Consider the following 25,718-nt stretch of genomic DNA (forward strand, 5'->3'; position numbering starts at 1 on the left):
ATCAATCGGCCTTCAGCACGCCGCGGCGGATCTGATCTTCCTCGATGGACTCGAACAGAGCCTTGAAGTTGCCTTCGCCGAAGCCCTCGTTGCCCTTGCGCTGGATGATCTCGAAGAAGATCGGCCCGATCACGGTTTCGGTGAAGATCTGCAGCAGGATGCCTTCCACCGGCGCGCCGTCGATCAGGATGCTGTTCTTCTTCAGGCGGGCCACGTCCTCGCCGTGGTTCGGCACGCGGGTGTCCACCTTTTCGTAATAGGTGTCCGGCGTATCGAGGAAGCGGGTGCCGCGCGCCTTCAGCGTTTCCACCGTGGCGTAGATGTCGTCGGTGGTCAGCGCGATGTGCTGGATGCCTTCGCCGTTGTACTGGCGCAGGAATTCCTCGATCTGGCTCTTGTCGTCGGACGACTCGTTGATCGGGATGCGGATCTTGCCGCAGGGGCTGGTCATCGCCTTGGACACCAGGCCGGTCAGCTTGCCTTCGATGTCGAAGTAGCGGATTTCGCGGAAGTTGGCGATGCCAGTGTAGAAGTCGGCCCAGGTGGCCATATTGCCGCGCGCCACATTGTGGGTCAGGTGGTCGATCAGGGTCAGGCCGACGCCGAACGGGTGCTGGTCCACGCCTTCCAGCGGCACGAAGTCGATCTCGTAGATGTCCTTGCCCTGGCCGTAACGATCGACGAAGTACAAGGCGGAACCGCCGATGCCCTGCACCGCCGGGATATTCAACTCCATCGCGCCGACCGGGCGCTGATACGGCTTGGCGCCGTGCGACAGCGCGTATTCATACGCCTTGGCGGCGTCCTTGACGCGCCAGGCCATCGCACAAGCGGACGGGCCGTGCGCCTTGGCGAACTCGCTGGCCGGCTGGCTGCGCTCGGCGTTCAGGATGAAGTTGATGTCGCCCTGGCGATACAGGCGCACGTCCTTGCTGCGGTGGCGGGCAACCTCGGTGAAGCCCAGCGACAGGAACAGCTGGTTCAGCTTCTCCACGCCCTCGGCGTCGGGGGCGGTGTATTCGACGAACTCAAAACCGTCGGTGGCTAGCGGATTTTGCAGCATGGCTTCCATTTTCATCAGTTTCTCCTCTGTTATAGTCTGGCGAAAGAATTTTCTTGCGCAGACAATCGACTCGGCATGAGCGCTACTTGTAAACGTCTGCAGGCGGACCGCGTTATGTAAGCAGGCCGCCTTCCCTCCCGCGCGGCGGGAGGATGGCAGTTTCGACAGGGCGGGACGAGGCAGGGAGAGGAAAGCCGCGGCTCGCGCAGGAACACGCGAACTGGCGCCGGACGCCGATGACGGCACGGCAAACTCTCCTCCGAACGAATCGTTATCTGCTGTCACACACCATCGACACGCATCGGCAGTCTGATGCTGCCGTTTGCTTGATTTAGGCTTTTTATTCTATGGAAAGCCCGCAGCAATTATCTTGCTAAATGGCTTAACTTAAGCAATATTGAAGAATAAAATGTCTCAACTAACCGATAATCAGGAGAAAATATGCCAAGTCTCACATTAGACAAGACAGACTTGCGTATTCTGGCCGAGCTGCAGCTTGACGGCCGGTTGACCAACGTCGAGCTGGCCGAGCGCGTGGCCCTGTCGCCATCGCCCTGCCTGCGCCGGCTGAAGCAACTGGAAGAGTCGGGCGTGATCCGCCAATATGTCGCCCTGCTGGATCCTGCGCATATCGGTTTGGGCCTGCAGGCCTGGGTGCGCGTGACGCTGGAAAAACGCGGCAATCTGCATCTGCAAAGCTTCATCGAGGCGGTGCAGAGCTGGCCGGAAGTGATCAACTGCTTCGCGATGACCGGCGAGATGGACTATCTGCTGCAGGTGTATTTCGAAGACATGGAGCATTTCTCGCGCTTCGTGATGGACGAACTGCTGCAGCACCCGGGCGTGGAAGACGTGAAGTCCAGCTTCGTGCTGAAGGAGATCAAGCGCACCACCGCGCTGCCGCTGGGACAGCTGCGCAGCATGTAAGCGCTGGCGGAAGACGGAAAAAATGGCCCGAGAGGGCCATTTTTCATGGAGAAGCGCGCCGCCTCAATGCCCCTGATGATGGGCGGCGGTGCTGGACAGCAGCTTGTCGGTATAGGCGATGGCCGCCGCCGACAGCAGGAAGGCCAGGTGCAGGAACAGCTGCCATTTGATGGTGTGCTCGTCGATGCGGCTGGCGTTGATGAAGGTTTGCAGCAGGTGGATCGACGAGATGCTGATGATGGCCATCGACAGCTTCACCTTCAGCACCGACGCATTGACATGATCCAGCCACTCCGGCTGGTCCGGGTGGGTGTCGATGCGCAGCCGCGACACGAAAGTCTCGTAGCCGCCCACCGTCACCATCACCAGCAAGTTGGCGATCATCACCACGTCGATCAGGCCGAGCACCGCCAGCATGATGTCGGTCTCGGTCAGGTGGTCCAGCCCCTCCAGCAGCTCCCACAGCTGGGCGAGGAATTTCCACGCGTACACGCCCTGCACCACGATCAGGCCCAGATAGATGGGCAGCTGCAGCCAGCGGCTGCTGAAGATGACCTGGCCCAGCAGCGACTTCCTGGGCTCCCGGCGATTCGTTATGTTTTCTTGCATGAGGCTTCCTGATGTTGCAAGCCGGAGGCGCTCCCGCGGGAACGCCTCCGGCCGTCACAGGCCCAGCCTCTGCCAGATGGTGGAGACCAGGCCCGCCTGGTTCAAAGTGTAAAAATGCAGACCGGGCGCGCCGCCCTGCAACAGGCGGTCGCACAGCTCGGTCACCACATCCAGCCCCAGCGCGCGGATGGAAGCGGTGTCGTCATAATAGGCCTGCATCCGCTGCCGCAGCCAACGCGGCACTTCCGCGCCGCACATGTCGGAAAATCTGCACAGCTGGCCGAAATTGGAGATCGGCATGATACCGGGCACCACCGGAATGTCCACCCCGCGCGCCTGGATCTCGTCGACGAAGCGGAAATAGGCGTCTGCGTTGAAAAAATACTGGGTCATCGCCGAGTTGGCGCCGGCCCGCACCTTGCGCACGAAGTTGTTGATGTCGTCTTCGGCCGAGCGCGCCTGCGGGTGGAATTCGGGATAGGCCGCCACCTCGATGTGGAAGTGCTCGCCGTGCTGCTCGCGGATGAAGGACACCAGCTCGTTGGCGTAGCGGAATTCGCCGGCCGCCACCATGCCGGACGGGATGTCGCCGCGCAGCGCCACCAAGTGGCGGATGCCGTTGTTGCGGTATTCGTCGAGGATCGCCGCGATGTTCTCGCGGGTCGAGCCGATGCAGGACAGGTGCGGCGCCGCCGCGTGCCCCTCGCTGCGGATCTCCAGCACGGTGGACAAGGTGCCGTCGCGGGTAGTTCCGCCGGCGCCGAAAGTCACCGAGAAAAACTGCGGCTTGAACTGGGCCAGCTGCTGGCGCGTGGTGCGCAGCTTGGCGATGCCTTCCGGCGTCTTGGGCGGGAAAAACTCGAAACTGAAGGTGCGTGGCGTCTGCGTCATCATGATCCTCTCTATCGCTGTCCTGGCTATCTTGTCGTCGCCGGCCTCTTTGTGCCGTTGCGCGTTTGCCGCTGCCCGAAAAAAACGGACAGCTCCATTCTATGGGGGCTGTCCGTTTCGCCTTGGTTCAATAATCAATAACGATAGTGATCCGGCTTATAAGGGCCTTGCTTGGGCACGCTGATGTAGGCCGACTGCTGATCGGACAGCTCGGTCAGCCGCGCGCCGATGCGGGCCAGGTGCAGGCGCGCCACCTTCTCGTCCAGATGCTTGGGCAGCACATACACTTTCTTGTCGTACTTCTGGCCGTTGGCGAACAGTTCGATCTGCGCCAGCACCTGGTTGGTGAAGCTGTTGGACATCACGAAGCTCGGGTGGCCGGTGGCGCAACCCAGGTTCACCAGGCGGCCTTCGGCCAGCAGGATCACGCGCTTGCCGTCGGGGAAGATGATGTGGTCGACCTGCGGCTTGATGTTCTCCCACTGGTACTGGCGCAGGGAGGCGACTTCGATCTCGCTGTCGAAGTGGCCGATATTGCAGATGATGGCGTTGTTGCGCATCTTCTTCATGTGCTCGTGGGAAATCACGCCGACGTTGCCGGTGGCGGTGACGAAGATGTCGGCTTCGCCGGCCACCTCGTCCATCCGCACCACGCGGTAGCCTTCCATCGCCGCCTGCAGCGCGCAGATCGGGTCGATCTCGGTCACCCACACCGTGGCGCCCAGGCCGCGCAAGCTTTGCGCGCAGCCCTTGCCCACATCGCCATAGCCCAGCACCACCGCCACCTTGCCGGCGATCATCACGTCGGTGGCGCGCTTGATGCCGTCGACCAGCGATTCCCGGCAGCCATACAGATTGTCGAACTTGGACTTGGTGACCGAATCGTTGACGTTGATCGCCGGGAACGGCAGGTGGCCGTCCTTTTCCAGCTGGTACAGACGGTGCACGCCGGTGGTGGTTTCCTCGGTCACGCCCTGGATGTGCTGCAGGCGCTTCGAATACCAGTACGGATCGATGGCCAGGTGGCGCTTGATCGACGCGAACAGCGCGGTCTCTTCCTCATTGGTGGCATGGGCGATCGCGCCGATGTCCTTTTCCGCCTTGCTGCCCAGCATCAGCAGCAAGGTGGCGTCGCCGCCGTCGTCGAGGATCATGTTGGCCGGCTGGCCCTCGGGCCATTCGAAGATCTTGTGGCTGAATTCCCAGTACTCGTCCAGGCTCTCGCCCTTGAAGGCGAATACCGGAATGCCGGCGGCGGCGATCGCGGCGGCGGCGTGGTCCTGGGTGGAGAAGATATTGCACGACGCCCAGCGCACTTCGGCGCCCAGCGCGGTCAGGGTTTCGATCAGCACCGCGGTCTGCACCGTCATGTGCAGGCTGCCGGCGATGCGGGCGCCGCGCAGCGGCTGGCTGGCGCGGAATTCGTCGCGGGTCGCCATCAGACCGGGCATTTCGGTCTCGGCGATGTTCAGTTCCTTGCGGCCCCAGCCGGCAAGGTTGATGTCAGCTACGTGAAAATCGGAAAAATCAGCCATCGTGAGCCATCCTTGTTCACGCGGCAGGAGGAATGGGGCTCACCCGCCATTCCGTGCCAGCCACGGTCATGAGTCAGGTGAGCGCCGTTGTGTCGCAGACTTTGCGTCTCCACGCTTCCCGAGCCTGGGGATGCGGTTGCTGAACCGCTCCTCGCAGCGCTCCTCGGGATGCCGAGTAATTATACCTAGTCAGGCGAGAAAGGATAGGACAAGTCATGTCAAGGCGATAAACTGGCGGTCTTTCCATCCCGCCGCCGCCCATGCCCTTCGTGTTCACACCGCTGGCCGCGCTGTCCGGCCTCGCCGCGCTGTTGTCCGCCGCCATCAGCGTCATCGCCTGGAACCGCAGGCAGTTCGCCGGCGTGCGCTGGCTGGCCTTGCTGATGGCCTCGGTGGCGTTCTGGGCCGCCGGCGCGATGTGCGAACTGTCGGCCACCAGCCTGTCCGCCAAAGTGCTGTGGTCCAAGGTGGAATATCTGGGCACCCTCTCCACCCCGGTGCTGTTCCTGCTGCTGGCGCTCGACTACAACCACATCGACCTGATGCGCCGCCGCCGCTGGCTGCCGGTGCTGTTCGCGATTCCCGCGCTATGCCTGCTGCTGGCCGCCAGCAACGAATACCACCAGCTGGTCTGGACCAGCTACCGCCCCAGCCCGTCCGGCTACAATTTGCTGATCTACGGCCACGGACCGGCGTTCTGGCTGGGCGTGGCCGGCTATTCCTACCTGATGATGCTGCTGGGCAGCCTGCTGCTGATCCGCTCGCTGCATTACTACCCGCCGCATTTCCGCGGCCAGTCCATCACGCTGATGCTCAGCGCGCTGGCGCCCTGGCTGGGCAACATCCTCTACCTGAGCGGCCTGTTCCCCCTGCAGGGGCTGGATCCAACCCCGCACTCCTTCGCCTTCACCGGCATCGTCTTCGCGATCGACCTGCTCTACCTGCGCCAGCTCTATCTGGTGCCGGTGGCGCGCGCCCGCGCCTTCGAGGCGATGGGCGACGGCATCGTGGTGGTGGATCAGCAGCTGCGCATTCTCGACATCAATCCTTCCGGCGCGCGGATGCTGGGCCAGCCGGCCGGACAGCTGCAAGGCAGCGCGCTGCCCGCGCCCTGGCTGGACAGCGCCAGGCTGCGGCGCGAAGGCCAGTTGCTGGAGATGATGGCGCCGGCCAGCGGCAAGATTCTGGACATCCGCGCCTACGCCATCGACCAAGGCCGGCATCCCGGCCACACCCTGATGCTGGTGATGCGCGACATCACCCAGCGCCGCGAGGCGGAGGACGCGCTGAAAAACGCCAACCAGCAACTGGTGGAACGGCTGGCGCAGATCGAACAGCTGCAGGCGGCGCTGCGCGAACAGGCGCTGCGCGATCCGCTGACCGGCCTGTACAACCGCCGCTACCTGGACGAAACCTTCGAGCGCGAAAGCCGGCGCGCCGAACGCGAAAGCCAGCCGATCGCGATGGCGATACTCGATCTGGACAACTTCAAGCAGATCAACGACAGCCATGGCCACCAGGTCGGCGACCGGGTGCTGCAAGCGCTGGCCCGCCTGCTGCAGCGCGAATGCCGCGCCACCGACATCGTCTGCCGGCTGGGCGGCGAGGAGTTCCTGGTATTGCTGCCCGGCAGCGACGCCGAACAGGCCCAGGCGAGGGTGGAGGGCTGGCGCGGCGGCTTCGCCCGGCTTAGCCATGCCGGCCGCGATCATCCATTCCAGGCCAGCTTCTCCTGCGGCATCGCCGCGCTGCCGCGCCATGGCCGCGCGCTGTCCGAACTTTACCATCATGCCGACCGCGCCTTGTACCAGGCCAAGGCCGCCGGCAAGAACTGCAGCGTGCGCGCCCCCGCCTGAGCCGCGCCCATGAAAAAACCGCCGGTCGAAACCGGCGGTTTTTCTGGCGATGCCCGAGTCCTTACAGACCGGCGTCGGCGCGCAGCGCCTCCACCTTGTCGGTGCGCTCCCAGCTGAATTCCGGCTCTTCGCGGCCGAAGTGGCCGTAAGCCGCGGTCTTGCCGTAGATCGGACGCAGCAGGTCCAGCATCTGGATGATGCCTTTCGGCCGCAGGTCGAAATGCTTCTTCACCAATTCGACGATCTTTTCGTTCGGCACCTTGTTGGTGCCGAAGGTGTCGACCGCGATCGAAGTCGGCTCGGCCACGCCGATGGCGTAGGAGATCTGGATCTGGCACTGGCGCGCCAGGCCGGCGGCGACGATGTTCTTCGCCACGTAGCGGCCGGCATACGCCGCCGAACGGTCAACCTTGGACGGATCCTTGCCCGAGAACGCGCCGCCGCCGTGCGGCGCCGCGCCGCCGTAGGTGTCGACGATGATCTTGCGGCCGGTCAGGCCGCAATCGCCCATCGGGCCGCCGATGACGAAGCGGCCGGTCGGGTTGATCAGGAATTTGGTTTCCGGGGTGATCATCTCCGGCGGCAGCACCGGCTTGATGATGTCCTCGATCACCGCGTCGGTCAGCGTCTTGTGGTCGATGTCCGGGCTGTGCTGAGTGGACAGCACCACGGTGTCAATGCGCTTGGGCAGGCCGGTGGCGGCATCGTACACGCAGGTGATCTGGCTCTTGGCGTCCGGGCGCAGCCACGGCAGGCGGCCGTCCTTGCGCAGTTCGGCCTGGCGCTGCACCAGGCGGTGCGCGTAGTAGATCGGGAACGGCATCAGCGTCGGAGTTTCGTCGCAAGCGTAGCCGAACATCAGGCCCTGGTCGCCGGCGCCCTGGTTCAGGTCGATGCCCTCGCCCTCGTTGACCCCCTGGGCGATGTCCGGAGACTGCTTGTCGTAGCAGGCCATCACCGCGCAGCCGCGGAAATCGAAGCCCAGTTCGGAGTCGTCGTAGCCGATGCGCTTGATGGTTTCGCGTGCCACCTTGATGTAGTCGACATTGGCGGTGGTGGTGATTTCGCCGGCCAGCACCACCAGGCCGGTATTGACCAGGGTCTCGGCCGCTACGCGCGCGTGCTTGTCCTCGCGCAGGATCGCGTCGAGGATGGCGTCGGAGATCTGGTCGGCGACCTTGTCGGGGTGGCCTTCGGATACGGATTCCGAGGTAAACAGGTATTCACTCATTTATTCTGCGTTCCCAAAAAAATACAAAACCTTGTGATGATAAAATAGGCCGCTTTGAGACCAAGACTGCGCTTCCATATGTCAAAGCTAGTCCATTTACTGCTGTCTTTCCTGGCGCACCTACCCCTCTCCTGGCTACAAGGTTTGGGTGCCGTTCTCGGACGATTGACTTATCATGCATCCCCCCGCTTCGCGATGCGGCTGCGGGAGAATCTTAGTTCTAGTAAAATCTTCGAAAACTATCAGGTTTTACCACGCGAAGTCAAACGCAGCGCGGCGGAAACCGGCAAGGGCGCGCTGGAGCTGGCCATCGCCTGGTGCCGCAGTCCGGAAGACATCGCCGCGATGGTCAAAAGCTGCGACGGTTGGCATCACGTGGAGTCGGCGCTGGCTCAAGGCAATGGCATTATATTCGTAACTCCGCATTTGGGCAGCTACGATATCGCCGGACGTTATATAAGTTCGCGTCTGCCCTTCCCGCTGACCGCGATGTACCGCCCGCCCAAGCTCGCCTGGCTGGAGCCGGTGATGCAAGCCGGCCGCTCGCGCGGCAAGGGCAAGACCGCGCCGGCCACCGCCGCCGGCGTGCGGGTGCTGATGAAGGCGCTGAAATCCGGCGAAGCCACCATCATCCTGCCCGACCAGGCCCCCGGCAACGGCGAAGGCGCTTGGGCGCCCTTCTTCGGCCGGCCGGCCTACACCATGACGCTGGTGCCGCGGCTGGCGCAGATGAGCGGCGTGGCCACGCTGTTCTTCGTCGGCGAGCGCTTGCCGCGCGGCCAGGGCTTCGCCGTCCACATCGAACCGCTGGCCCAGCCGTTCACCGGCGACAAGGAAGCGGATTGTGCCTTGATGAACGCCCAGGTGGAAAACCTGATCCGCCGCTTCCCCAGCCAGTACCTGTGGAGCTACAACCGTTATAAATGCCCGGCCGGCGTCACCCGGCCGGACGATGCACAAGGACACGCATGAGACTCGCTTTCGCCCTGTTGTGGCTGATCCGCCTGTTGCCGATGCGGGCCATCGGCCTGATCGCCGCCGGCCTGGGCAATATCGCCTACTTGCTGGCCGGCGGCCGCCGCCGCGTCGGCCTGATCAACCTCCGGCTTTGCTTCCCCGACATGCCGCTGGCCGAGCGCAGGCGGCTGGTGCGCAAGAACTGCCAGCACATGATGCGGCTGGTGCTGGAATACGGCGTCTGCTGGTGGAGTTCGGCCAAGCGCATCGACAACCTGGTCGACATCAAGAACCTGCATTACGTCACCGAACTGCGCGACAAGGGCGAGGACGTGATCCTGTTCTATCCGCATTTCGTCGGCTTCGAGATGTGCGTATACGCGCTGAACCAATACATCCCGCTGGTCAGCGTCTATTCGCACCAGAAAAACGACACGCTGGACCGCCAGATCTACGCCGGCCGCCAGCGCTACGACAACGCCTACATCGTGTCGCGCCAGGAAGGCCTGCGCCCGATCATCAAGGCGATGCGCAAGGACCACGCGCCCTTCCTGTATCTGCCGGACCAGGACTTCGGCGTGCGCGACTCGCTGTTCGTCGACTTCTTTGGCGTCAAGGCCGCCACCATCACCGGCATGTCGCGCATCGCCAAGCTGGCCCGCGCCAAAGTGGTGCCCGCCATCGCCCGCCGCGTCGGCGACCGCTTCGAGCTGGAGTTCTATCCGCCCTGGGACAACTACCCGAGCGAAGACATCGAAGCCGATACCCGCCGCATGAACGCCTTCCTCGAAGAGCGCGTGCGCGAAATCCCCGACCAGTATTTCTGGCTGCACAAGCGCTTCAAGAACCGCCCGCAAGGCGAGCCGCGCTTCTACTGAGCGCCGCCCGCCAGCCGCAGGCCGTCCCGCCCGATGCCGGACGGCCTATTTGCCATCAGCCCCTCCTCGGCTACCAAGCAGGCAACAGGAAAGGCTCCTTGCAGGTATCCTCGTACTCGCCGTCCGGCGTATTCACAAAAGCCTCGGCCTTCGGGAAGTCCGCCAGCCTGTCCGCCTTCAACGTGAACCAGGCCTGGGTCAGCACATTGCGGCCTTGCTTGTCCTTGCCGCACTGCAGCTGCAGCGAGCGCGCCTGATCGGTGCCGAAGGCCTTGACGAAAGCCTCTTCCAACTCCTCGCGCCGCCGCACCTGGCCGGCCTGCGCCAAGAGATAGGCGCCGAAGCCGCTGTCTGCCACCGCCTGGCGCATGTCCATCGCCGTCGAGAAGAAGTCGACGCCGTTGTAGCCGAAACACTGCACGTGCTTGACGTATTCGTGGGTGTACAAATCATCCTTCAGCTGCGGCATCACCTGGCTCAAACGCTGCCGCAGCTCGGTCGGCGGCAGCGCGATGGCCAGCGCGTGCGGGAAGAAAGCGCAGCCCTTGGCCCACCACTGCTGCACCGGCACGCCCTGCTGGATGAGGCTTTGCGGCAGCGACGGCCACAAGCCGTGCAGGCCGATCAGCGGCTGCTTGGGCTGCTCCGGCAGACAGCCGTCGCCGGTGGCGCAAAAGCCGGGCTGCCAGGTCAGCGCGAAGGTGTAATGGGCGAAATCGCCGTGCCGGGCGGGCTGCAGCGGCTTGGCCTGCGCCGCGCCGGCCAACAGCAGCGCGGCAAGGGAAGACAATAGGAATTTGAGCATGGGATCTGTGGATGAAGTTGGCCCGCATCGCGTGCGGGCGGCGCGCACAAGGCATGCCAATGTCAACCATATCCGGCCGCCACGCAAGCCGCGGCAACACATCTAAATAAAAAAAGCACTGCCGAGGCAGTGCTTTTTTGTGGGGGCGAACGGATCTACTGGCCTGGCTTGCGCCAGAAGTAGCGGTAGACGAAGCCCGGAAAGGCCGCCACCAGGAACAGCGAGAAGGTGGTGACGTAAAACTGCCAGTTCTGCTCGTGCACCGGCATCTGCCGCGACTCCAGCAGCCTGGCCAGGCCGCCCATCAGCAAGAACAGCGCCGCCAGCTCCAGCGCCTGCCAGCCGAAATGCTTGCGCGCCACCTTGACGAAGCCGGCCACACGGGTGGTGATGAACGGCAGGTTGGCGGCCGCGAAGGCCAGCAGGAGCAGAATGGTGATGCTGCTTTGCATGGGTCTTGTCCTGTCAGATCACGGTCAGCGATTGGCGCATCGCTTGCAGGCACAGCTCCAGCAGCGATTCCGGCAGCACGCCCACCGCCAGCAGCGCCAGCGCGTTCAGCGACAGCACCAGCTTCATGTCGGCGCGCACGGCGATCGGGCTGTTGTCAGCCGCATCGTCGAAGTAGATGGCCTTCACCACGCGCAGGTAGTAGAACGCGCCGATCACCGACATCAATACCGAGAACACCGCCAGCTTGACCATGCCGATGTCCAGGATGGCCTTGATCACCACGAACTTGGCGTAGAAGCCGGCCAGCGGCGGGATGCCCGCCATCGAGAACATCGCCAGCAGCATCAACAGCGCGTACCAGCTGTTGCGGCTGTTCAGGCCCTTCAGGTCGTCGATCTTCTCGCACTCGAAGCCCTTGCGCGACAGCGCCAGCATGATGCCGAAGCCGACCATCGACATGGCCACATACACCACCGCGTAGAACAGCGCGGCGGAGTAGCCCTGCTGGGTGCCGGACAGCACGCCCAGCAGCAGGAAGCCCATGTGCGAGATGGTGGAGTAGGCCAGCATCCGCTTGATATTGGTCTGCACGATGGCGGTGATGTTGCCGATGGCCATCGACAGCACGGCCACGATCACCAGCATGCCCTGCCAGTCGCCGACCAGCACGTCCAGGCCTTGGGCCAGGATGCGCAGCACGAACACGAAGGCGGCCAGCTTGGGCGCCGCGCCGACCATCAGCGTGACGGAAGTCGGCGAGCCCTGGTAGACGTCAGGCACCCACATGTGGAACGGCACCGCGCCCAGCTTGAAGCTGAGGCCCGCCACGATGAACACCAGGCCGAAGAGCAGCAGCATCGGGTTGGCGGCGTGCAACTTGATGGACTTGGCCACGCCGGCCAACTCCAGCGTGCCGGTGGCGCCGTAGATCATCGAGATGCCGTACAGCAGCAGGCCGGAAGCCAGCGCGCCCAGCACGAAGTACTTCATCGCCGACTCGGTGGCGGCCACCGAATCGCGTTGCAGCGCGATCAGCGAGTACAGCGCCAGCGACAGCAGCTCCAGGCCCATGTACAGGCTGAGGAAGTGCGAAGCCGACACCATCAGGTTCATGCCCAGCAGCGCGAACAACGCCAGCGAGAAGTATTCGCCCTTGTACAGGCCGCGGTCGGCGGTGTACTGGCGGCTGTAGACCAGCACCACCGCGGTGGCGCCGTACATCGCCAGCTTGACCAGCGCCGCCAGCGGATCGGCGACGTACATGCCGGAGAAGGTGGTCACCGGGTACGGCGTAAAGGTGTAGACCTGCGCGACGGCGGTGCCGGCTAGGGTCAGCAGCGTCAGGCCGTAGGTGATGCAGCGCTTTTCATCGGGGATGAAAAGATCCAGCATCAGCACCACCAGCAGCGCGCCGATCAGGAACAGCTCCGGCAAGGCGGGTATCAGGTTGAGATCAGCCCAATTCATTGTGTTTATTCCTTCCGTCCTTACGGCAGCTTGGTCTGCGCAACATGCGCGATCAGGTCATTCACCGCGAGGTGCATCTTGGAAACGAAGGCCTGCGGATACAGGCCCATGCCCAGCACCATCAGCGCCAGGATGGCCAGCACCAGGAACTCGCGCTTGTTGACGTCGGACAGTTCGGCCACGTGGCTGTTGGCCACATCGCCGAAGATCACGCGCTTGTACATCCACAGGGTGTAGGCGGCGCCGAAGATCAGCGTGGTGGCGGCGGCGAAGGCGAACCAGAAATTCACCTGCACGGCGCCCATGATCACCATGAACTCGCCGACGAAGCCGGAAGTAGCCGGCAGGCCGGAGTTGGCCATCGCGAACAGCATCATGAAGGCGGCGAAGATCGGCATCTTGTTGGCGACGCCGCCGTAGTCGGCGATGTTGCGGCTGTGCACGCGGTCGTACATCACGCCGATGCAGAAGAACATCGCGGCGGAGACGAAGCCGTGCGACACCATCTGCACCAGCGCGCCTTCCACCGCCCACTGGTTCATCTCCGAACCGGTGAACATGAACAGGCCCAGGGTGACGAAGCCCATGTGGGAGATGGACGAATAAGCCACCAGCTTCTTCATGTCCGACTGCACCAGCGCCACCAGGCCGATGTAGACCACCGCCACCAGCGACAGGCCGACGATGACCGGGGCCAGTTCGCGCGAGGCGTCAGGCAGGATGGGCAGCGCGAACCGCAGGAAGCCGTAAGCGCCGATCTTCAGCGTGATCGCGGCCAGCACCATCGAGCCGCCGGTCGGCGCTTCGACGTGGGCGTCCGGCAGCCAGGTGTGCACCGGCCACATCGGCACCTTCACCGCGAACGACAGGAAGAACGCGCCGAACAGCAGCAGCTGCGCGGTCAGCGGGATCTTGGCGATCTGATGGAAAGCCTGGATGTCGAAGCTCTTGCCGGCCAGGAAGTACAGGTAGATCAGCGCCACCAGCATCAGCAGCGAGCCCAGCAGCGTGTACAGGAAGAACTTGATCGACGCGTACACGCGGCGCGGACCGCCCCAGACGCCGATGATCAGGTACATCGGGATCAGCATGCCTTCGAAGAAGACATAGAACAGGATCGCGTCCAGCGCGGCGAAGGCGCCGTTGATCAGGCCCGACATGATCAGGAAGGCGGCCATGTACTGCGCGACGCGCTTCTGGATCACTTCCCAGCCCGCGATCACCACCAACAAGGTGGTGAAGCTGTTGAGCACCACGAACAGCATCGAGATGCCGTCCACGCCCAGGCGGTAGTTGATGCCCAGCGAGGCGATCCACGGCTTGCTTTCGACAAACTGCATGCCGCCGTTGAGGTTGTTGAATTCGGTGAACAGCGGCACCGACAGCAGGAAGCCCGCCAGGGCGCCCGCCACCGCCAGCCAGCGCGCCAGCGGCGCGCGCTGGTCGCCGCCAGTGGCCAGCACTACCAAGCCGGCCAGTATCGGCGTCCAGATCACCAGACTTAACAGATTTGTGAACATAATCAAACCTATATTGTTATTTCAATCGCGAGGGCCAGCGCTCAACGCCAGATCAGCTGCCAGAACGATATCGTCATCAGCGCCAGCACCCCGATGATCATCGCGGTGGCGTAGCTGTAGATGAAACCGGTCTGCAGGCGGCGGATCACGGCGGAGAAGCAACCAACCAGCTTGGCCGTGCCGTTCACCAGCAGGCCGTCGATCAGCAGCATGTCGCCGATCTTCCAGAAGAAGGTGCCCAGCGCGCGCGAGCCTTTGGCGAACACGGCGAAGTAGATCTCGTCCAGGTAGTACTTGTTTTCCAGCAGCTTGTGGATCGGCGCGCACTTTTCCTTGATGGCGGCCGGGATGTGCGGCGCCTTCATGTAGAAGTACCAGGCAACCACGACGCCGGCGATGGCCAGCCACAGCGGCAAGGTGGTGAACGAGTGCAGCGCCATGGCGACGGCGCCGTGGAACTCGTGGTGCAGCTCTTCCATGCCCGGGTGCAGCGCTTCGTTGACGCTGATCGCTTTGCCGAAGAAGCTGCCGTAAACCAACTTGTCGATGCCGAAGAAGCCTACCAGCACCGACGGGATGGCCAGCAGCACCAGCGGCAGGGTCACGACCCACGGGCTTTCGTGCGGCTTGTCGTTCGGGCCCAGGCCATGATGGTGGTCATGCGACACCTCTTCTTCATCGCTGTCGCCATGATGCTCGTGGTGCGAACCATGGTTCTGCATCCAGCGTTCCTTGCCGTGGAAGACCAGGAAATACATGCGGAACGAGTAGAAGGCGGTGATGAACACGCCAGCCACCACGGCGAAATAGGCGAAACCGGCTGCGGACAGATGCGAAGCGGCGACCGCTTCGATGATCGAGTCCTTGGAGTAGAAGCCGGAGAAGAACGGCGTGCCGATCAGCGCCAGCGAACCCACCAGCGAAGTGATCCAGGTGATGGGCATGTACTTGCGCAGGCCGCCCATATTGCGCATGTCCTGATCGTGGTGCATGCCCATGATCACGGAACCGGCGCCCAGGAACAGCAGGGCCTTGAAGAAGGCGTGGGTCATCACGTGGAACATCGCCACCGAGTAGGCGGACGCGCCCAGCGCAACGGTCATGTAGCCCAGCTGCGACAGCGTGGAGTAAGCCACCACGCGCTTGATGTCGTTCTGGACGATGCCGAGGAAGCCCATGAACAGCGCGGTGATCGCGCCTGCCACCATCACCACGTTCAGCGCGGTGTCGGACATCTCGAACAGCGGGCTCATCCGCGACACCATGAAGATGCCGGCGGTCACCATGGTGGCCGCGTGGATCAGCGCCGAGATCGGGGTCGGGCCTTCCATCGAGTCAGGCAGCCACACGTGCAGCGGGAACTGCGCCGACTTGCCCATCGCGCCGATGAACAGCAGGATGCAGGTGACGGTCAGCAGCGACCATTCGTGGCCCGGGATGATTTCGATGGTCTTGTGCGCCAGCGCCGGAGCGGCGGCGAACACATCGCTGTAGTTCAGCGAGCCGCCGAAGTAGGCCAGCACCATGCCTATGCCCAGCAGGAAGCCGAAGTCGCCGACGCGGTTGACCAGGAAGGCCTTCAGGTTGGCGAACACCGCGGTCGGGCGCTTGAACCAGAAGCCGATCAGCAGGTAGGACACCAGGCCCACAGCTTCCCAGCCGAAGAACAGCTGGACGAAGTTGTTGCTCATCACCAGCATCAGCATCGAGAAGGTGAACAGCGAGATGTAGCTGAAGAAGCGCTGGTAGCCCGGGTCTTCCTGCATGTAGCCGATGGTGTAGATATGCACCATCAGCGACACGCTGGTGACCACCACCAGCATCATCGCGGTCAGCGCGTCCACCAGGAAGCCTACCGAGAACTCGTAGCCCCCTACCGTCAGCCAGGTGTAGACCGGTCCGTTGAACACTTCCGCGCTTCCATTCAGGAAGCCCAGAAGCACCTTGAGCGACAGCGCGGCGGAAACCGCCACGCCGGCTATCGTGACGACGTGCGAAGCGCGCCGTCCGATCGCCCATCCAAACAGGCCTGCAATGATGGAACCCGCCAGCGGAGCGAGTGCAATCAGCAGGTATAAGCTCTTCATATCCATGCTTTTGTGCTTTTTAAAGGTTCCGGTTTGCCTTAGCCCTTGAGGCTGCCCAAGTCTTCAACGTTGATGCTCTGCAGGTTGCGGAACAGCACCACCAGAATCGCCAGACCAATGGCGGACTCGGCGGCGGCAACCGTCAGGATGAAGAATACGAAGATCTGGCCTGCCGAATCCGACAGGTAATGCGAGAACGCGATGAAGTTGAAATTCACCGCCAGCAGCATCAGCTCGATGGCCATCAGCAGCACGATCAGGTTTTTCCGGTTCAGGAAAATCCCCAACACGCTGATGGCGAACAGGATGGCGGCCAGCACCAGAAAGTGAGTCAGTGTCAGCACGTTTCCTCCCTTGTGGTTGATTGGCCGTCAGGCCTGTTGCTCACCGGAATCGGCCGCGGCCTCTTCCACTTGTTTTACGGCATCCATCTTGACGATGCGCACGCGGTCTTCGCGGCGGACCTTCACCTGGATGGCCGGATCGATCGCCTTGCTGTCTTTGCGCGCGCGCATGGTCAGGCCGATGGCGGCCACCATGGCCAGCAGCAGCACAACGGCGGCGATTTCAAACGGCAGCAGGTAGGTGGTGTAGAGCTGATGGCCCAGCACCTTGACGTTGCTGTAGTCGGCGGCCAGCGGCGCGGCGGCCTTGAACTGGCCGAGGCCGGTTGCCGGGCTCATCAGGATCAGCGCCATCTCGAACACCATGATGGCGCCGACCAGGGCGGCCACCGGCAGGTTGTTCCAGAAGCCTTCGCGCAGCTTCTCGATATTGATGTCCAACATCATCACCACGAACAGGAACAGCACCATCACCGCGCCGACGTATACCAGCACCAGCGTGATCGCCAGGAACTCCGCCTCCAAGAGCAGCCAGTGGCCGGCGCTGGTGAAGAAAGCCAGCACCAGGTAGAGCACGGCGTGCACCGGGTTCTTGGCCGTCACCACGCGCAGGGCGGCGAAGATCAGAATGGCGGACAGAACGTAGAAAATTACCGTTGTAAGGTTCATGGCCTCCCCTTAGCGATACTTGGCGTCGGCTGCCTTGTTGGCAGCGATCTCGGCCTCGTACTTGTCGCCGATCGCCAGCAGCATCGGCTTCGTGTAGTAGAGGTCGCCACGTTTTTCACCGTGGTATTCGAAGATGTGGGTTTCCACGATCGCATCCACCGGACAGGCTTCCTCGCAGAAGCCGCAGAAGATGCACTTGGTCAGGTCGATGTCGTAGCGCGAGGTGCGGCGGGTGCCGTCTTCGCGCTGCTCCGATTCGATGCTGATGGCCAGCGCCGGGCACACCGCCTCGCACAGCTTGCAAGCGATGCAGCGCTCTTCGCCGTTGGCGTAGCGGCGCTGCGCGTGCAGGCCGCGGAAGCGCGGAGACAGCGGGGTCTTCTCTTCCGGGAACTGCACCGTGATCTTGCGGGCGAAGAAGTAGCGGCCAGTGACCATCAGGCCCTTGACCAGCTCCACCAGCAGGAAGGTCTTGAAAAAGTTGCGGATCGAATTCATTTTTTCACCTATCCCCTGTCTCAATGAGTCCAGATGGACAGCGGGGTAAACATCCACACGCCCACCACCAGGATCCACACCAGGGTCACCGGGATGAACACCTTCCAGCCCAGGCGCATGATCTGGTCATAGCGGTAGCGCGGGAAAGTGGCGCGGAACCACAGGAAGCAGAACAGCACCAGCGACACCTTGATCGCCAGCCAGTGGAAGCCGCCGGCGCCCAGCAGGCCCCACGAAGCCGGGAACGGCGACAGCCAGCCACCCAGGAACAGGATGGCGGTCAGCGCGGCGACCAGGATCATGTTGGCGTATTCGGCCAGGAAGAAGATGGCGAAGGCCATGCCCGAGTATTCCACGTGGAAACCGGCGACGATTTCCGACTCGCCTTCCGCCACGTCGAACGGGGCGCGGTTGGTTTCCGCCACGCCGGAGATCAGGTAGACGATGAACAGCGGGAACAGCGGAATCCAGTTCCACGACACGATGGAGCCGCCGCCCATGCCGAACGACTGCTGCTTGACGATGTCGACCAGGTTCAGGCTGCCGGACACCATCAGCACGCCGACCAGGGCGAAGCCCATCGCCAGCTCGTAGGACACGATCTGGGCGGCGGAACGCATCGCGCCGAGGAAGGAGTACTTCGAGTTGCCCGCCCAGCCGGCGATGATCACGCCGTACACGCCCATCGAGGTCAGCGCCAGGATGTACAGCAGCGAGGCGTTGACGTTGGCCACCACCAGGTGCTCGGTGAACGGAATCACCGCCCAGGCCGCCAGCGCCGGGCCGATGGCCAGCACCGGCGCCAGCAGGAACAAGCCCTTGCTGGAGTTGGTCGGCAGGATGATTTCCTTCATCAGCAGCTTGACCGCGTCGGCGATGGGCTGCAGCAGACCGAACGGACCGACCCGGTTGGGGCCGATACGGATCTGCATGTAGCCGATCACCTTGCGCTCGGCCAGCGTCAGGTAGGCGACGCAGCCCAACATCGGCAGAACGATGGCGACAATCTTCAGCAGGGTCCAGACCAGGAGCCCCGCTTCATTGCCAAGAATACCTTGCAAGAACTCCATGGCTTACCCCTGCTTGATCTCGATTGCGTCGAACATGCCGCCGAGCTGCAGCGTCGCTGCGTGCGCGGTGGCCACCCGTACCACGTCGGCCGGCAGGCTGTCGTCGGCTTCCAGCGCGACGCGCGCCTCGCCCGCGCCCTGCTTCAGCACCACGGTGCTGCCGGCGGCGATGCCCAGCTTCTGCAGCAGGCTGCCGTGCGCGCGTGCCACCGGGGCCTTGGCCTCGTTGGTGGCTTGCAGCGACGGCGCGCGGCGGCAGATGGCGTCGGCCTGGTACATCGGCACTTCGCCGACGCGGACGATGCCGGCCGCGGCGGCCGGTTGCGCGGCCACTGCCGACAGCGCGTTGTTCAGCGCGGCCGCCAGGTTGCCGGCGGCGAACTCGGCGCGCACTTCTTCGGCGCTGTTGTAGTCGAAGCCCGGCAGGCTCAGCATATTGCCCAGCACGCGCAGCACCTTCCAGGCCGGGCGGGTTTCGCCCAGCGGACGCACCACGCCATTGAAGGTCTGCAGCTTGCCTTCCATGTTGACGAAGGAGCCGGCGGTCTCGGAGAACGGCGCGATCGGCAGCAGCACGTCGGCGTAATCCAGCAGGCCCTGGCCCTTATAGGCGGTCAGCGCGATCACGGTGGCGGCCTGCTTCATCGCGGCCACGGCGGCCTGGCTGTCGTAGCTGTCGAATTCCACTTCGGTGTTCAGCAGCACATAGGCTTTGCGCGGCTTGGCGATCATCGCGGCGGCGTTGTCGCCGGCGTTGACGGCGGAGCCGAGCGCGCCGCGGGTCGGCAGCGCGCCGACCAGTTCGGCGCCCACGCTGTTGGCGGCTTCGGCCAGAATGCCGAAACGCGCGCCCGACAGGCGGGAGATTTCCTGCGCCAGCGACAGCAGCTGGCCGTAAGCCGGATGATGCTGGGCGACGTTGCCCAGCACGACGGACGCGGTTTCCGCGCCGGTCAGGCTTTCGGCGATGCGGCGCGCTTCGGCCGATGCTTCAACTGCGGCCAGATCGATGCCGGTCGAACCCGACTTGATCTCGGCCACGGCCTTCAGCACCTGCGACAGCGCGTTCACCAGCGCCAGCGGCGAGACGATCAGCTTGCCCTTGATCTGGGTCAGCAGGTTGTCGTCGGCGACATGGATAATGTTCAGCTCGCCGCCCTTCTTCACCGATTGGCGCAGACGGGAAGCCAGCAGCGGTTGTTCCTTGCGCAGCGTGGAGCCGACCACCAGCACCGACTTGGCGGCAGCCAGTTCGGCGATGGTGGAGCCCAGCCATTCGGCGCCCTGCTTGGCGCTGTCGGCCGAGAAGTCGCTGCGGCGCAGGCGGTAGTCGATGCTGTTGACGCCGAAGGCGCGCGCCAGCTTCTGGGCCAGGAACAGCTCCTCGGTGGTGGAGTGAGGGCTGGTCAGGAAGCCGATGGCGTCCTTGCCGTGATCGGCGGACACGCCGTTCAGGCCCTTCACCACGTATTCCAGCGCGGTTTCCCAGTCGGTCTCGTGCCACTTGCCGTCGAACTTGATCATCGGCTTTTGCAGGCGCTCGGCGCTGTTCAGGCCTTCATACGAGAAGCGGTCGCGGTCGGCGATCCAGCATTCGTTGATGGCGTCGTTCTCCAGCGGCAGCACGCGCATCACTTCGTTGCTCTTCACCTGGACCACCAGGTTGGAGCCCAGGCCGTCGTGCGGGCTGACCGACTTGCGGCGCGACAGCTCCCAGGCGCGGGTGCTGTAGCGGAACGGCTTGGAGGTCAGCGCGCCCACCGGGCACAGGTCGATGACGTTGCCGGAGATTTCCGAATCCACGGTCTTGCCCAGGAAGGGCAGGATTTCCGAGAATTCGCTGCGGTTGGCCATGCCGATTTCCTGGAAGCCGCCCACTTCTTCCGTGAAGCGGACGCAGCGCGTGCAGTGGATGCAGCGCGACATTTCCTCGGCGGAAACCAGCGGACCCATATCCTTGCCCACCACCACGCGCTTCTCTTCCTCGTAGCGCGAGGTGGAGTTGCCGTAGCCGACCGCCAGATCCTGCAGCTGGCATTCGCCGCCTTGGTCGCAGATCGGGCAATCCAGCGGGTGGTTGATCAGCAGGAATTCCATCACGCCCTGCTGCGCCTTCTTGGCCAGCGGCGACGCGGTATGGACCTTCATGCCGTCGGTCACCGGCGTGGCGCAGGCCGGCAGCGGCTTCGGCGCCTTTTCCACTTCCACCAGGCACATCCGGCAGTTGGCCGCGATGGACAGCTTCTTGTGGTAGCAGAAGTGCGGAATGTAGGTGCCCACCGAGTGGGCCGCCTCGATGACGGTGCTGCCTTGCGGCACCGTCAGTTTTTTACCGTCGATTTCGATTTCAAGCATCGCTCAACACCATTTGTGGTCCACCAAGGTCTTTCCGTGTTCGATCGCGTACTCGAACTCCTCGCGGAAATGCTTGGTGAAACTGCGAACCGGGAACACCGCGGCGTCGGCCAGCGCGCAGATGGTGCGGCCGGCCATGTTGTTGCCCACGGAATCCAGAAGCTCCAGATCGCCCTTGCGGCCCTGGCCGTTGGCGATGCGGTGGATGACCTTGTACAGCCAGCCGGTGCCTTCTCGGCACGGCGTGCACTGGCCGCAGGATTCCTCGTGATAGAAGTAGGCCAGGCGCTCCAGCGCCTTGATCATGCACACGTCTTCATTCATTACGATGACGGCGCCGGAGCCGAGCATGGAGCCGGCCTTGGCGATGCTGTCGTAATCCATCGTGCATTGCATCATCACGTCGGCGGGCAGCACCGGAGCGGACGAGCCGCCCGGGATCACCGCCTTCAGCTTCTTGCCGTCCTTCATGCCGCCGGCCATTTCCAGCAGCGCGCTGAACGGCGTGCCCAGCGGCACTTCGTAGTTGCCCGGACGGTTGACGTGGCCGGACACCGAGAACAGCTTGGTGCCGCCGTTGTTCGGCTTGCCGGCTTCCAGGAACTTCTGCGCGCCGTCGCGGATGATGAACGGCACCGAGGCGAACGACTCGGTGTTGTTGATCGTGGTCGGCTTGCCGTACAGGCCGAAGCTGGCCGGGAACGGCGGCTTGAAGCGCGGCTGGCCCTTCTTGCCTTCCAGCGACTCCAGCAGCGCGGTTTCTTCGCCGCAGATGTAGGCGCCGTAGCCGTGGTGGGCGAACAGGTCGAAGCTGAAGCCGGAACCCAGGATGTTCTCGCCGAGGAAGCCCGCCTTGCGCGCCTCTTCCAGCGCTTCTTCGAACAACACGTAGTCTTCGAAGATTTCGCCGTGGATGTAGTTGTAGCCGGCCTTGGTGCCCATCGCGTAACCGGCGATGATCATGCCTTCAATCAGCGAATGCGGATTGTAGCGGATGATGTCGCGGTCCTTGAAGGTGCCCGGCTCGCCCTCGTCGGTGTTGCAGACGACGTACTTGTCGCCCGGGAACGAGCGCGGCATGAAGCTCCACTTCAGGCCGGTGGGAAAGCCAGCGCCGCCGCGGCCGCGCAGGCCGGAGTTCTTCACTTCGGCGATCACGTCCTCTTGCGCCATCTTGCGCTCGAGGATGCTGCGCAGCGCCTGGTAGCCGCCGCGGGCCACATAGGCGTCCAGACGCCAGCAGTCGGGCTGGCTGGTATCGACGCCGTCGAAAATTACGCCATTGACGAAGACTGCCATTATTTCAACTCCGCCAGTTTTTTATCGATGGCTTCGGCCGTCATGAAGCTGCACATCTTGTGGTTGTTGACCAGCAAGACCGGCGCGTCGCCGCAGGCGCCCATGCATTCGCCTTCCAGCAGCGTGTACTTGCCGTCTGCGCTGGTCTCGCCGATGGCGATGCCGAGCTTCTGCGAAATGTACTGGGCGGCGTTGACGCCGCCTTGCAAGGCACAGGGCAGATTGGTGCAGACGGTGATCTTGTACTGGCCCACCGGCTTCATGTCGTACATGTTGTAGAACGTGGCGACTTCGTAGGCGGCCACCGGGGCGATACCCAGGTAGTTGGCGACGAACTCGATGATCCCGGTGTTCAGGCAGCGCTCTTCCGGCGTGCTGCCGCTCTCGCGGCGCTCCTCCAGCGCGATGCGCAGCGCGCCCATCACGGCCGAGCGCTTCTGGTCTGCGGGATATTTGGCGACCTCGCGGTCTATCAATGCTAACGATTGTGCGGACAGCATCAGCGGTCGATCTCCCCAAATACGATGTCCTGGGTACCAATGATGGCGACGACGTCGGCGATCATGTGGCCCTTGGCCATCTCGTCCAGCGCCGCCAGGTGGGCGTAGCCCGGCGCGCGGATCTTCAGGCGGTACGGCTTGTTGGCGCCGTCGGATACCAGATAGACGCCGAACTCGCCCTTCGGGTGTTCGGTGCCGACATAGGCCTCGCCTTCGGGCACGTGCATGCCTTCGGTGAACAGCTTGAAGTGGTGGATCAGGTCTTCCATATTGGACTTCATGCCTTCGCGCGAAGGCGGCGCCACTTTATGGTTGTCGGTGATCACCGGGCCGGGGTTGGCGCGCAGCCAGGCCACGCACTGCTGGATGATGCGGTTGGACTGGCGCATTTCTTCCACGCGCACCAGGTAGCGGTCGTAGCAGTCGCCCTTCACGCCCACCGGCACGTCGAAGTCCATCTTGTCGTACACGTCGTACGGCTGCATCTTGCGCAAATCCCAGGCGATGCCGGAACCACGCAGCATCGGGCCGGTCAGACCCAGATTCAGCGCGCGCTCGGGCGTCACCACGCCGATGCCCACGGTACGCTGCTTCCAGATGCGGTTGTCGGTCAGCAGGGTTTCGTATTCGTCGATGTAGCCGGGGAAACGGTCGGTGAAATCGCTGATGAAGTCCAGCATCGAGCCCTTGCGGCCTTCGTTCAGGCGCGCCAGCTCCTTGGCGTTCTTAATCTTGGACACCGTGTACTGCGGCATGCTGTCAGGCAGGTCGCGGTACACGCCGCCCGGGCGGAAGTAAGCCGCGTGCATCCGCGCGCCGGAAACCGCCTCGTAGCAGTCCATCAGGTCCTCGCGTTCGCGGAACGCGTACAGGAACATGGTCATCGCGCCGATGTCCAGCGCGTGGGCGCCGATCCACAGCAGGTGGTTCAGCACGCGGGTGATCTCGGCGAACATCACGCGGATGTACTGCGCGCGCTCCGGCACCTCGATGCCCATCAGCTTTTCGATGGTCAGGCAGTAGGCGTGCTCGTTGCACATCATCGACACGTAGTCGAGACGGTCCATGTACGGCAGCGACTGGATGAAGGTCTTGTGCTCGGCCAGCTTCTCGGTGCCGCGGTGCAGCAGGCCGATGTGCGGGTCGGCGCGCTGGACGACTTCGCCGTCCAGCTCCAGCACCAGGCGCAATACGCCGTGCGCGGCCGGGTGCTGCGGGCCGAAGTTGAGGGTGTAGTTACGGATCTCAGCCACCGTAGTTCTCCTCGCGGATGATGCGCGGCGTGATTTCGCGCGGTTCGATGGTGACAGGCTGATAGATCACGCGCTGCTGAGTCGGGTCGTAGCGCATTTCCACATGGCCGGACAGCGGGAAGTCCTTGCGGAACGGGTGGCCGACGAAACCGTAGTCGGTCAGCAGGCGGCGCAGGTCGGGGTGGCCTTCGAACACGATGCCGTACAGGTCGAACGCTTCGCGCTCGAACCAGTTGACGGCGTTCCAGATGCCGTTGACCGACGCGACGACCGGGAAGGAGTCGTCTTCGGCGAAGACGCGCAGGCGGATGCGGTGGTTCAGCTTGACCGACAGCAGGTGATAGACCACGGCGAAGCGCGGACCGTCCCACGGCTCGTCGCGGTAGGCGCTGTAGTCCATGCCGCACAAGTCGATGCACTGCTCGAAAGCGAGTTCGGCGTGATCGCGCAGCGTCTCGGCCACGGACAGCAGGTCCGCGGCCTTGCACACGATGGTCAGCTCATCCAGGGCCAGCGTGCTGCGCACGAGCTTGTCGCCCAGCGCCGCGGCAACGACCGAACCCAGCGCTTCCATTTTCTTGGAGGCCATAAGTTTCTACCTTAGCGGGCGATGGTATTGGTACGTTTGATCTTGTTCTGCAGCTGGATGATGCCGTACAGCAGCGCCTCGGCCGTCGGAGGACAGCCCGGCACATAGACATCGACCGGCACGATGCGGTCGCAGCCGCGAACTACAGAATAGGAATAATGGTAATACCCGCCGCCGTTGGCACAGGAGCCCATCGAAATCACCCAACGCGGCTCGGCCATCTGGTCGTAGACCTTGCGCAGCGCCGGCGCCATCTTGTTGCACAGCGTGCCGGCGACGATCATCAGGTCGGACTGGCGGGGGCTGGGGCGGAACACGATGCCGAAGCGGTCAAGGTCGTAGCGCGCCGCGCCGGCGTGCATCATTTCCACCGCGCAACAGGCGAGGCCGAAAGTCATCGGCCACAAGGAACCCGTGCGGGTATAGTTGATAAGTTTGTCGGCCGTCGTGGTGACGAAGCCTTTCTCCAGAATCCCTTCTACTCCCATTCCAGAGCTCCCTTCTTCCACATGTAGACGAAGCCGAGCGTCAGCACGGCGAGAAATTCGACCATCACGCCCAAACCATAGACGCCCAGATCCTTCAACACCACGGCCCACGGAAACAGGAAGGCGATTTCCAGGTCGAACAGGATGAAGAGAATGGCGATCAGGTAATAGCGGACGTCAAACTTCATGCGGGCATCTTCGAAGGCCTCGAAGCCGCATTCGTATGGAGAAAGTTTCTCAGAGTCGGGACGATTCGGCGCCAGCAATTTGCCCAATGCGATAGGGCCCACGCCGACCAGAAGTCCGACAATGACAAACATCAGAATGGGAAAGTAGTTTTGCAGCATTTCCCGTACACCCCCAAAAAAAGAGGG

25 protein-coding genes and 1 riboswitch are annotated in these 25,718 nt (G+C 63.3%); of the genes, 4 read left to right on the plus strand and 21 right to left on the minus strand.

Annotated elements, in window-relative coordinates:
* Position 1: 1 nt before the first annotated feature.
* Positions 2 to 1,078 carry a 4-hydroxyphenylpyruvate dioxygenase gene (hppD, locus tag MY55_RS15565; protein WP_043580310.1) on the minus strand — a complete coding sequence of 359 codons (1,077 nt, stop codon included), beginning with the start codon at positions 1,076 to 1,078 and terminating at the stop codon, positions 2 to 4.
* A 426-nt stretch (positions 1,079 to 1,504) separates the two neighbouring features.
* Between hppD and MY55_RS15570 the strand changes: the two genes are divergently transcribed.
* Positions 1,505 to 1,990, plus strand: coding sequence for an Lrp/AsnC family transcriptional regulator (locus MY55_RS15570; protein ID WP_043580308.1), 486 nt, complete (start codon positions 1,505 to 1,507; stop codon positions 1,988 to 1,990).
* Between the two features lie 63 nt (positions 1,991 to 2,053).
* Here MY55_RS15570 and MY55_RS15575 read toward each other — a convergent pair whose 3' ends face one another.
* The 3 genes from MY55_RS15575 to ahcY form a co-directional block, all read right to left on the minus strand.
* Positions 2,054 to 2,599: a TIGR00645 family protein gene (locus MY55_RS15575; protein WP_043580306.1), complete on the minus strand. Its 546-nt coding sequence runs from the start codon at positions 2,597 to 2,599 to the stop codon at positions 2,054 to 2,056.
* A gap of 54 nt (positions 2,600 to 2,653) precedes the next feature.
* Positions 2,654 to 3,490 (minus strand): methylenetetrahydrofolate reductase [NAD(P)H], encoded by an 837-nt coding sequence (gene metF, locus MY55_RS15580; protein ID WP_043580555.1) that lies wholly within the window; start codon positions 3,488 to 3,490, stop codon positions 2,654 to 2,656.
* A 134-nt stretch (positions 3,491 to 3,624) separates the two neighbouring features.
* Entirely contained in the window at positions 3,625 to 5,025 is a 1,401-nt protein-coding gene (ahcY, locus tag MY55_RS15585) for an adenosylhomocysteinase (RefSeq protein WP_065202642.1), read from the minus strand.
* Between the two features lie 72 nt (positions 5,026 to 5,097).
* A riboswitch (S-adenosyl-L-homocysteine riboswitch) is annotated at positions 5,098 to 5,196 on the minus strand.
* An 89-nt stretch (positions 5,197 to 5,285) separates the two neighbouring features.
* Here ahcY and MY55_RS15590 point away from each other — a divergent pair.
* The gene (locus MY55_RS15590; RefSeq protein ID WP_052258386.1) at positions 5,286 to 6,881 is read left to right on the plus strand and encodes a histidine kinase N-terminal 7TM domain-containing diguanylate cyclase; all 1,596 of its coding nucleotides are present in this window, start codon (positions 5,286 to 5,288) and stop codon (positions 6,879 to 6,881) included.
* 61 nt (positions 6,882 to 6,942) lie between these two features.
* On the opposite strand, the gene metK is transcribed toward MY55_RS15590, so the two are convergent.
* Positions 6,943 to 8,112 carry a methionine adenosyltransferase gene (metK, locus tag MY55_RS15595; protein ID WP_043580302.1) on the minus strand — a complete coding sequence of 390 codons (1,170 nt, stop codon included), beginning with the start codon at positions 8,110 to 8,112 and terminating at the stop codon, positions 6,943 to 6,945.
* 78 nt (positions 8,113 to 8,190) lie between these two features.
* Here metK and MY55_RS15600 point away from each other — a divergent pair, with 78 nt between their 5' ends.
* Both MY55_RS15600 and MY55_RS15605 read left to right on the plus strand, forming a co-directional pair.
* A complete protein-coding gene (locus tag MY55_RS15600; RefSeq protein ID WP_043580300.1) occupies positions 8,191 to 9,084 on the plus strand; it encodes a lysophospholipid acyltransferase family protein in 894 nt (297 codons plus the stop codon).
* Complete coding sequence (locus tag MY55_RS15605) at positions 9,081 to 9,947, plus strand: lipid A biosynthesis lauroyl acyltransferase (RefSeq protein ID WP_043580297.1); 867 nt, start codon at positions 9,081 to 9,083, stop codon at positions 9,945 to 9,947. Before MY55_RS15600 ends, MY55_RS15605 begins: the two co-directional genes overlap by 4 nt.
* Before the next feature lie 70 nt (positions 9,948 to 10,017).
* Here the strand turns inward: MY55_RS15605 and MY55_RS15610 are convergent, their stop codons facing one another.
* From MY55_RS15610 to MY55_RS15685, 16 genes are all read right to left on the minus strand, one after another.
* Positions 10,018 to 10,752, minus strand: a complete 735-nt coding sequence (locus MY55_RS15610) for a ribonuclease T2 family protein (protein ID WP_065202643.1) — start codon at positions 10,750 to 10,752, stop codon at positions 10,018 to 10,020.
* Between the two features lie 155 nt (positions 10,753 to 10,907).
* Positions 10,908 to 11,204 (minus strand): DUF2818 family protein, encoded by a 297-nt coding sequence (locus tag MY55_RS15615; RefSeq protein WP_043580293.1) that lies wholly within the window; start codon positions 11,202 to 11,204, stop codon positions 10,908 to 10,910.
* A 13-nt stretch (positions 11,205 to 11,217) separates the two neighbouring features.
* The gene (gene nuoN, locus MY55_RS15620; protein ID WP_043580291.1) at positions 11,218 to 12,672 is read right to left on the minus strand and encodes an NADH-quinone oxidoreductase subunit NuoN; all 1,455 of its coding nucleotides are present in this window, start codon (positions 12,670 to 12,672) and stop codon (positions 11,218 to 11,220) included.
* Between the two features lie 20 nt (positions 12,673 to 12,692).
* Positions 12,693 to 14,192 (minus strand): NADH-quinone oxidoreductase subunit M, encoded by a 1,500-nt coding sequence (locus tag MY55_RS15625; protein ID WP_043580289.1) that lies wholly within the window; start codon positions 14,190 to 14,192, stop codon positions 12,693 to 12,695.
* 41 nt (positions 14,193 to 14,233) lie between these two features.
* A complete protein-coding gene (nuoL, locus tag MY55_RS15630) occupies positions 14,234 to 16,285 on the minus strand; it encodes an NADH-quinone oxidoreductase subunit L (protein WP_065202644.1) in 2,052 nt (683 codons plus the stop codon).
* Between the two features lie 32 nt (positions 16,286 to 16,317).
* Positions 16,318 to 16,623 (minus strand): NADH-quinone oxidoreductase subunit NuoK, encoded by a 306-nt coding sequence (gene nuoK, locus MY55_RS15635; RefSeq protein ID WP_043580285.1) that lies wholly within the window; start codon positions 16,621 to 16,623, stop codon positions 16,318 to 16,320.
* Positions 16,624 to 16,650: 27 nt separating this feature from the next.
* A complete protein-coding gene (locus tag MY55_RS15640) occupies positions 16,651 to 17,292 on the minus strand; it encodes an NADH-quinone oxidoreductase subunit J (RefSeq protein WP_043580283.1) in 642 nt (213 codons plus the stop codon).
* A gap of 9 nt (positions 17,293 to 17,301) precedes the next feature.
* The gene (nuoI, locus tag MY55_RS15645) at positions 17,302 to 17,781 is read right to left on the minus strand and encodes an NADH-quinone oxidoreductase subunit NuoI (RefSeq protein ID WP_197465992.1); all 480 of its coding nucleotides are present in this window, start codon (positions 17,779 to 17,781) and stop codon (positions 17,302 to 17,304) included.
* Positions 17,782 to 17,810: 29 nt separating this feature from the next.
* Positions 17,811 to 18,860: an NADH-quinone oxidoreductase subunit NuoH gene (gene nuoH / locus MY55_RS15650; RefSeq protein ID WP_043580280.1), complete on the minus strand. Its 1,050-nt coding sequence runs from the start codon at positions 18,858 to 18,860 to the stop codon at positions 17,811 to 17,813.
* 3 nt (positions 18,861 to 18,863) lie between these two features.
* Positions 18,864 to 21,215: an NADH-quinone oxidoreductase subunit NuoG gene (gene nuoG, locus MY55_RS15655; RefSeq protein WP_065202645.1), complete on the minus strand. Its 2,352-nt coding sequence runs from the start codon at positions 21,213 to 21,215 to the stop codon at positions 18,864 to 18,866.
* Between the two features lie 3 nt (positions 21,216 to 21,218).
* Positions 21,219 to 22,514: an NADH-quinone oxidoreductase subunit NuoF gene (nuoF, locus tag MY55_RS15660; protein ID WP_043580275.1), complete on the minus strand. Its 1,296-nt coding sequence runs from the start codon at positions 22,512 to 22,514 to the stop codon at positions 21,219 to 21,221.
* Positions 22,514 to 23,014: an NADH-quinone oxidoreductase subunit NuoE gene (nuoE, locus tag MY55_RS15665; RefSeq protein ID WP_043580273.1), complete on the minus strand. Its 501-nt coding sequence runs from the start codon at positions 23,012 to 23,014 to the stop codon at positions 22,514 to 22,516. The genes nuoF and nuoE overlap by 1 nt, the downstream gene beginning before the upstream one ends.
* Positions 23,014 to 24,267, minus strand: coding sequence for an NADH-quinone oxidoreductase subunit D (locus MY55_RS15670; protein WP_043580271.1), 1,254 nt, complete (start codon positions 24,265 to 24,267; stop codon positions 23,014 to 23,016). Before MY55_RS15670 ends, nuoE begins: the two co-directional genes overlap by 1 nt.
* Positions 24,260 to 24,856: an NADH-quinone oxidoreductase subunit C gene (locus MY55_RS15675; RefSeq protein WP_043580268.1), complete on the minus strand. Its 597-nt coding sequence runs from the start codon at positions 24,854 to 24,856 to the stop codon at positions 24,260 to 24,262. The genes MY55_RS15670 and MY55_RS15675 overlap by 8 nt, the downstream gene beginning before the upstream one ends.
* Positions 24,857 to 24,867: 11 nt before the next feature.
* A complete protein-coding gene (locus tag MY55_RS15680; protein WP_019103471.1) occupies positions 24,868 to 25,344 on the minus strand; it encodes a NuoB/complex I 20 kDa subunit family protein in 477 nt (158 codons plus the stop codon).
* Positions 25,335 to 25,691 carry an NADH-quinone oxidoreductase subunit A gene (locus tag MY55_RS15685; protein WP_043580265.1) on the minus strand — a complete coding sequence of 119 codons (357 nt, stop codon included), beginning with the start codon at positions 25,689 to 25,691 and terminating at the stop codon, positions 25,335 to 25,337. Before MY55_RS15685 ends, MY55_RS15680 begins: the two co-directional genes overlap by 10 nt.
* Positions 25,692 to 25,718: the final 27 nt, after the last annotated feature.

This window comes from Chromobacterium subtsugae (genome assembly GCF_001676875.1).
Classification (GTDB): Bacteria; Pseudomonadota; Gammaproteobacteria; order Burkholderiales; family Chromobacteriaceae; genus Chromobacterium; species Chromobacterium subtsugae.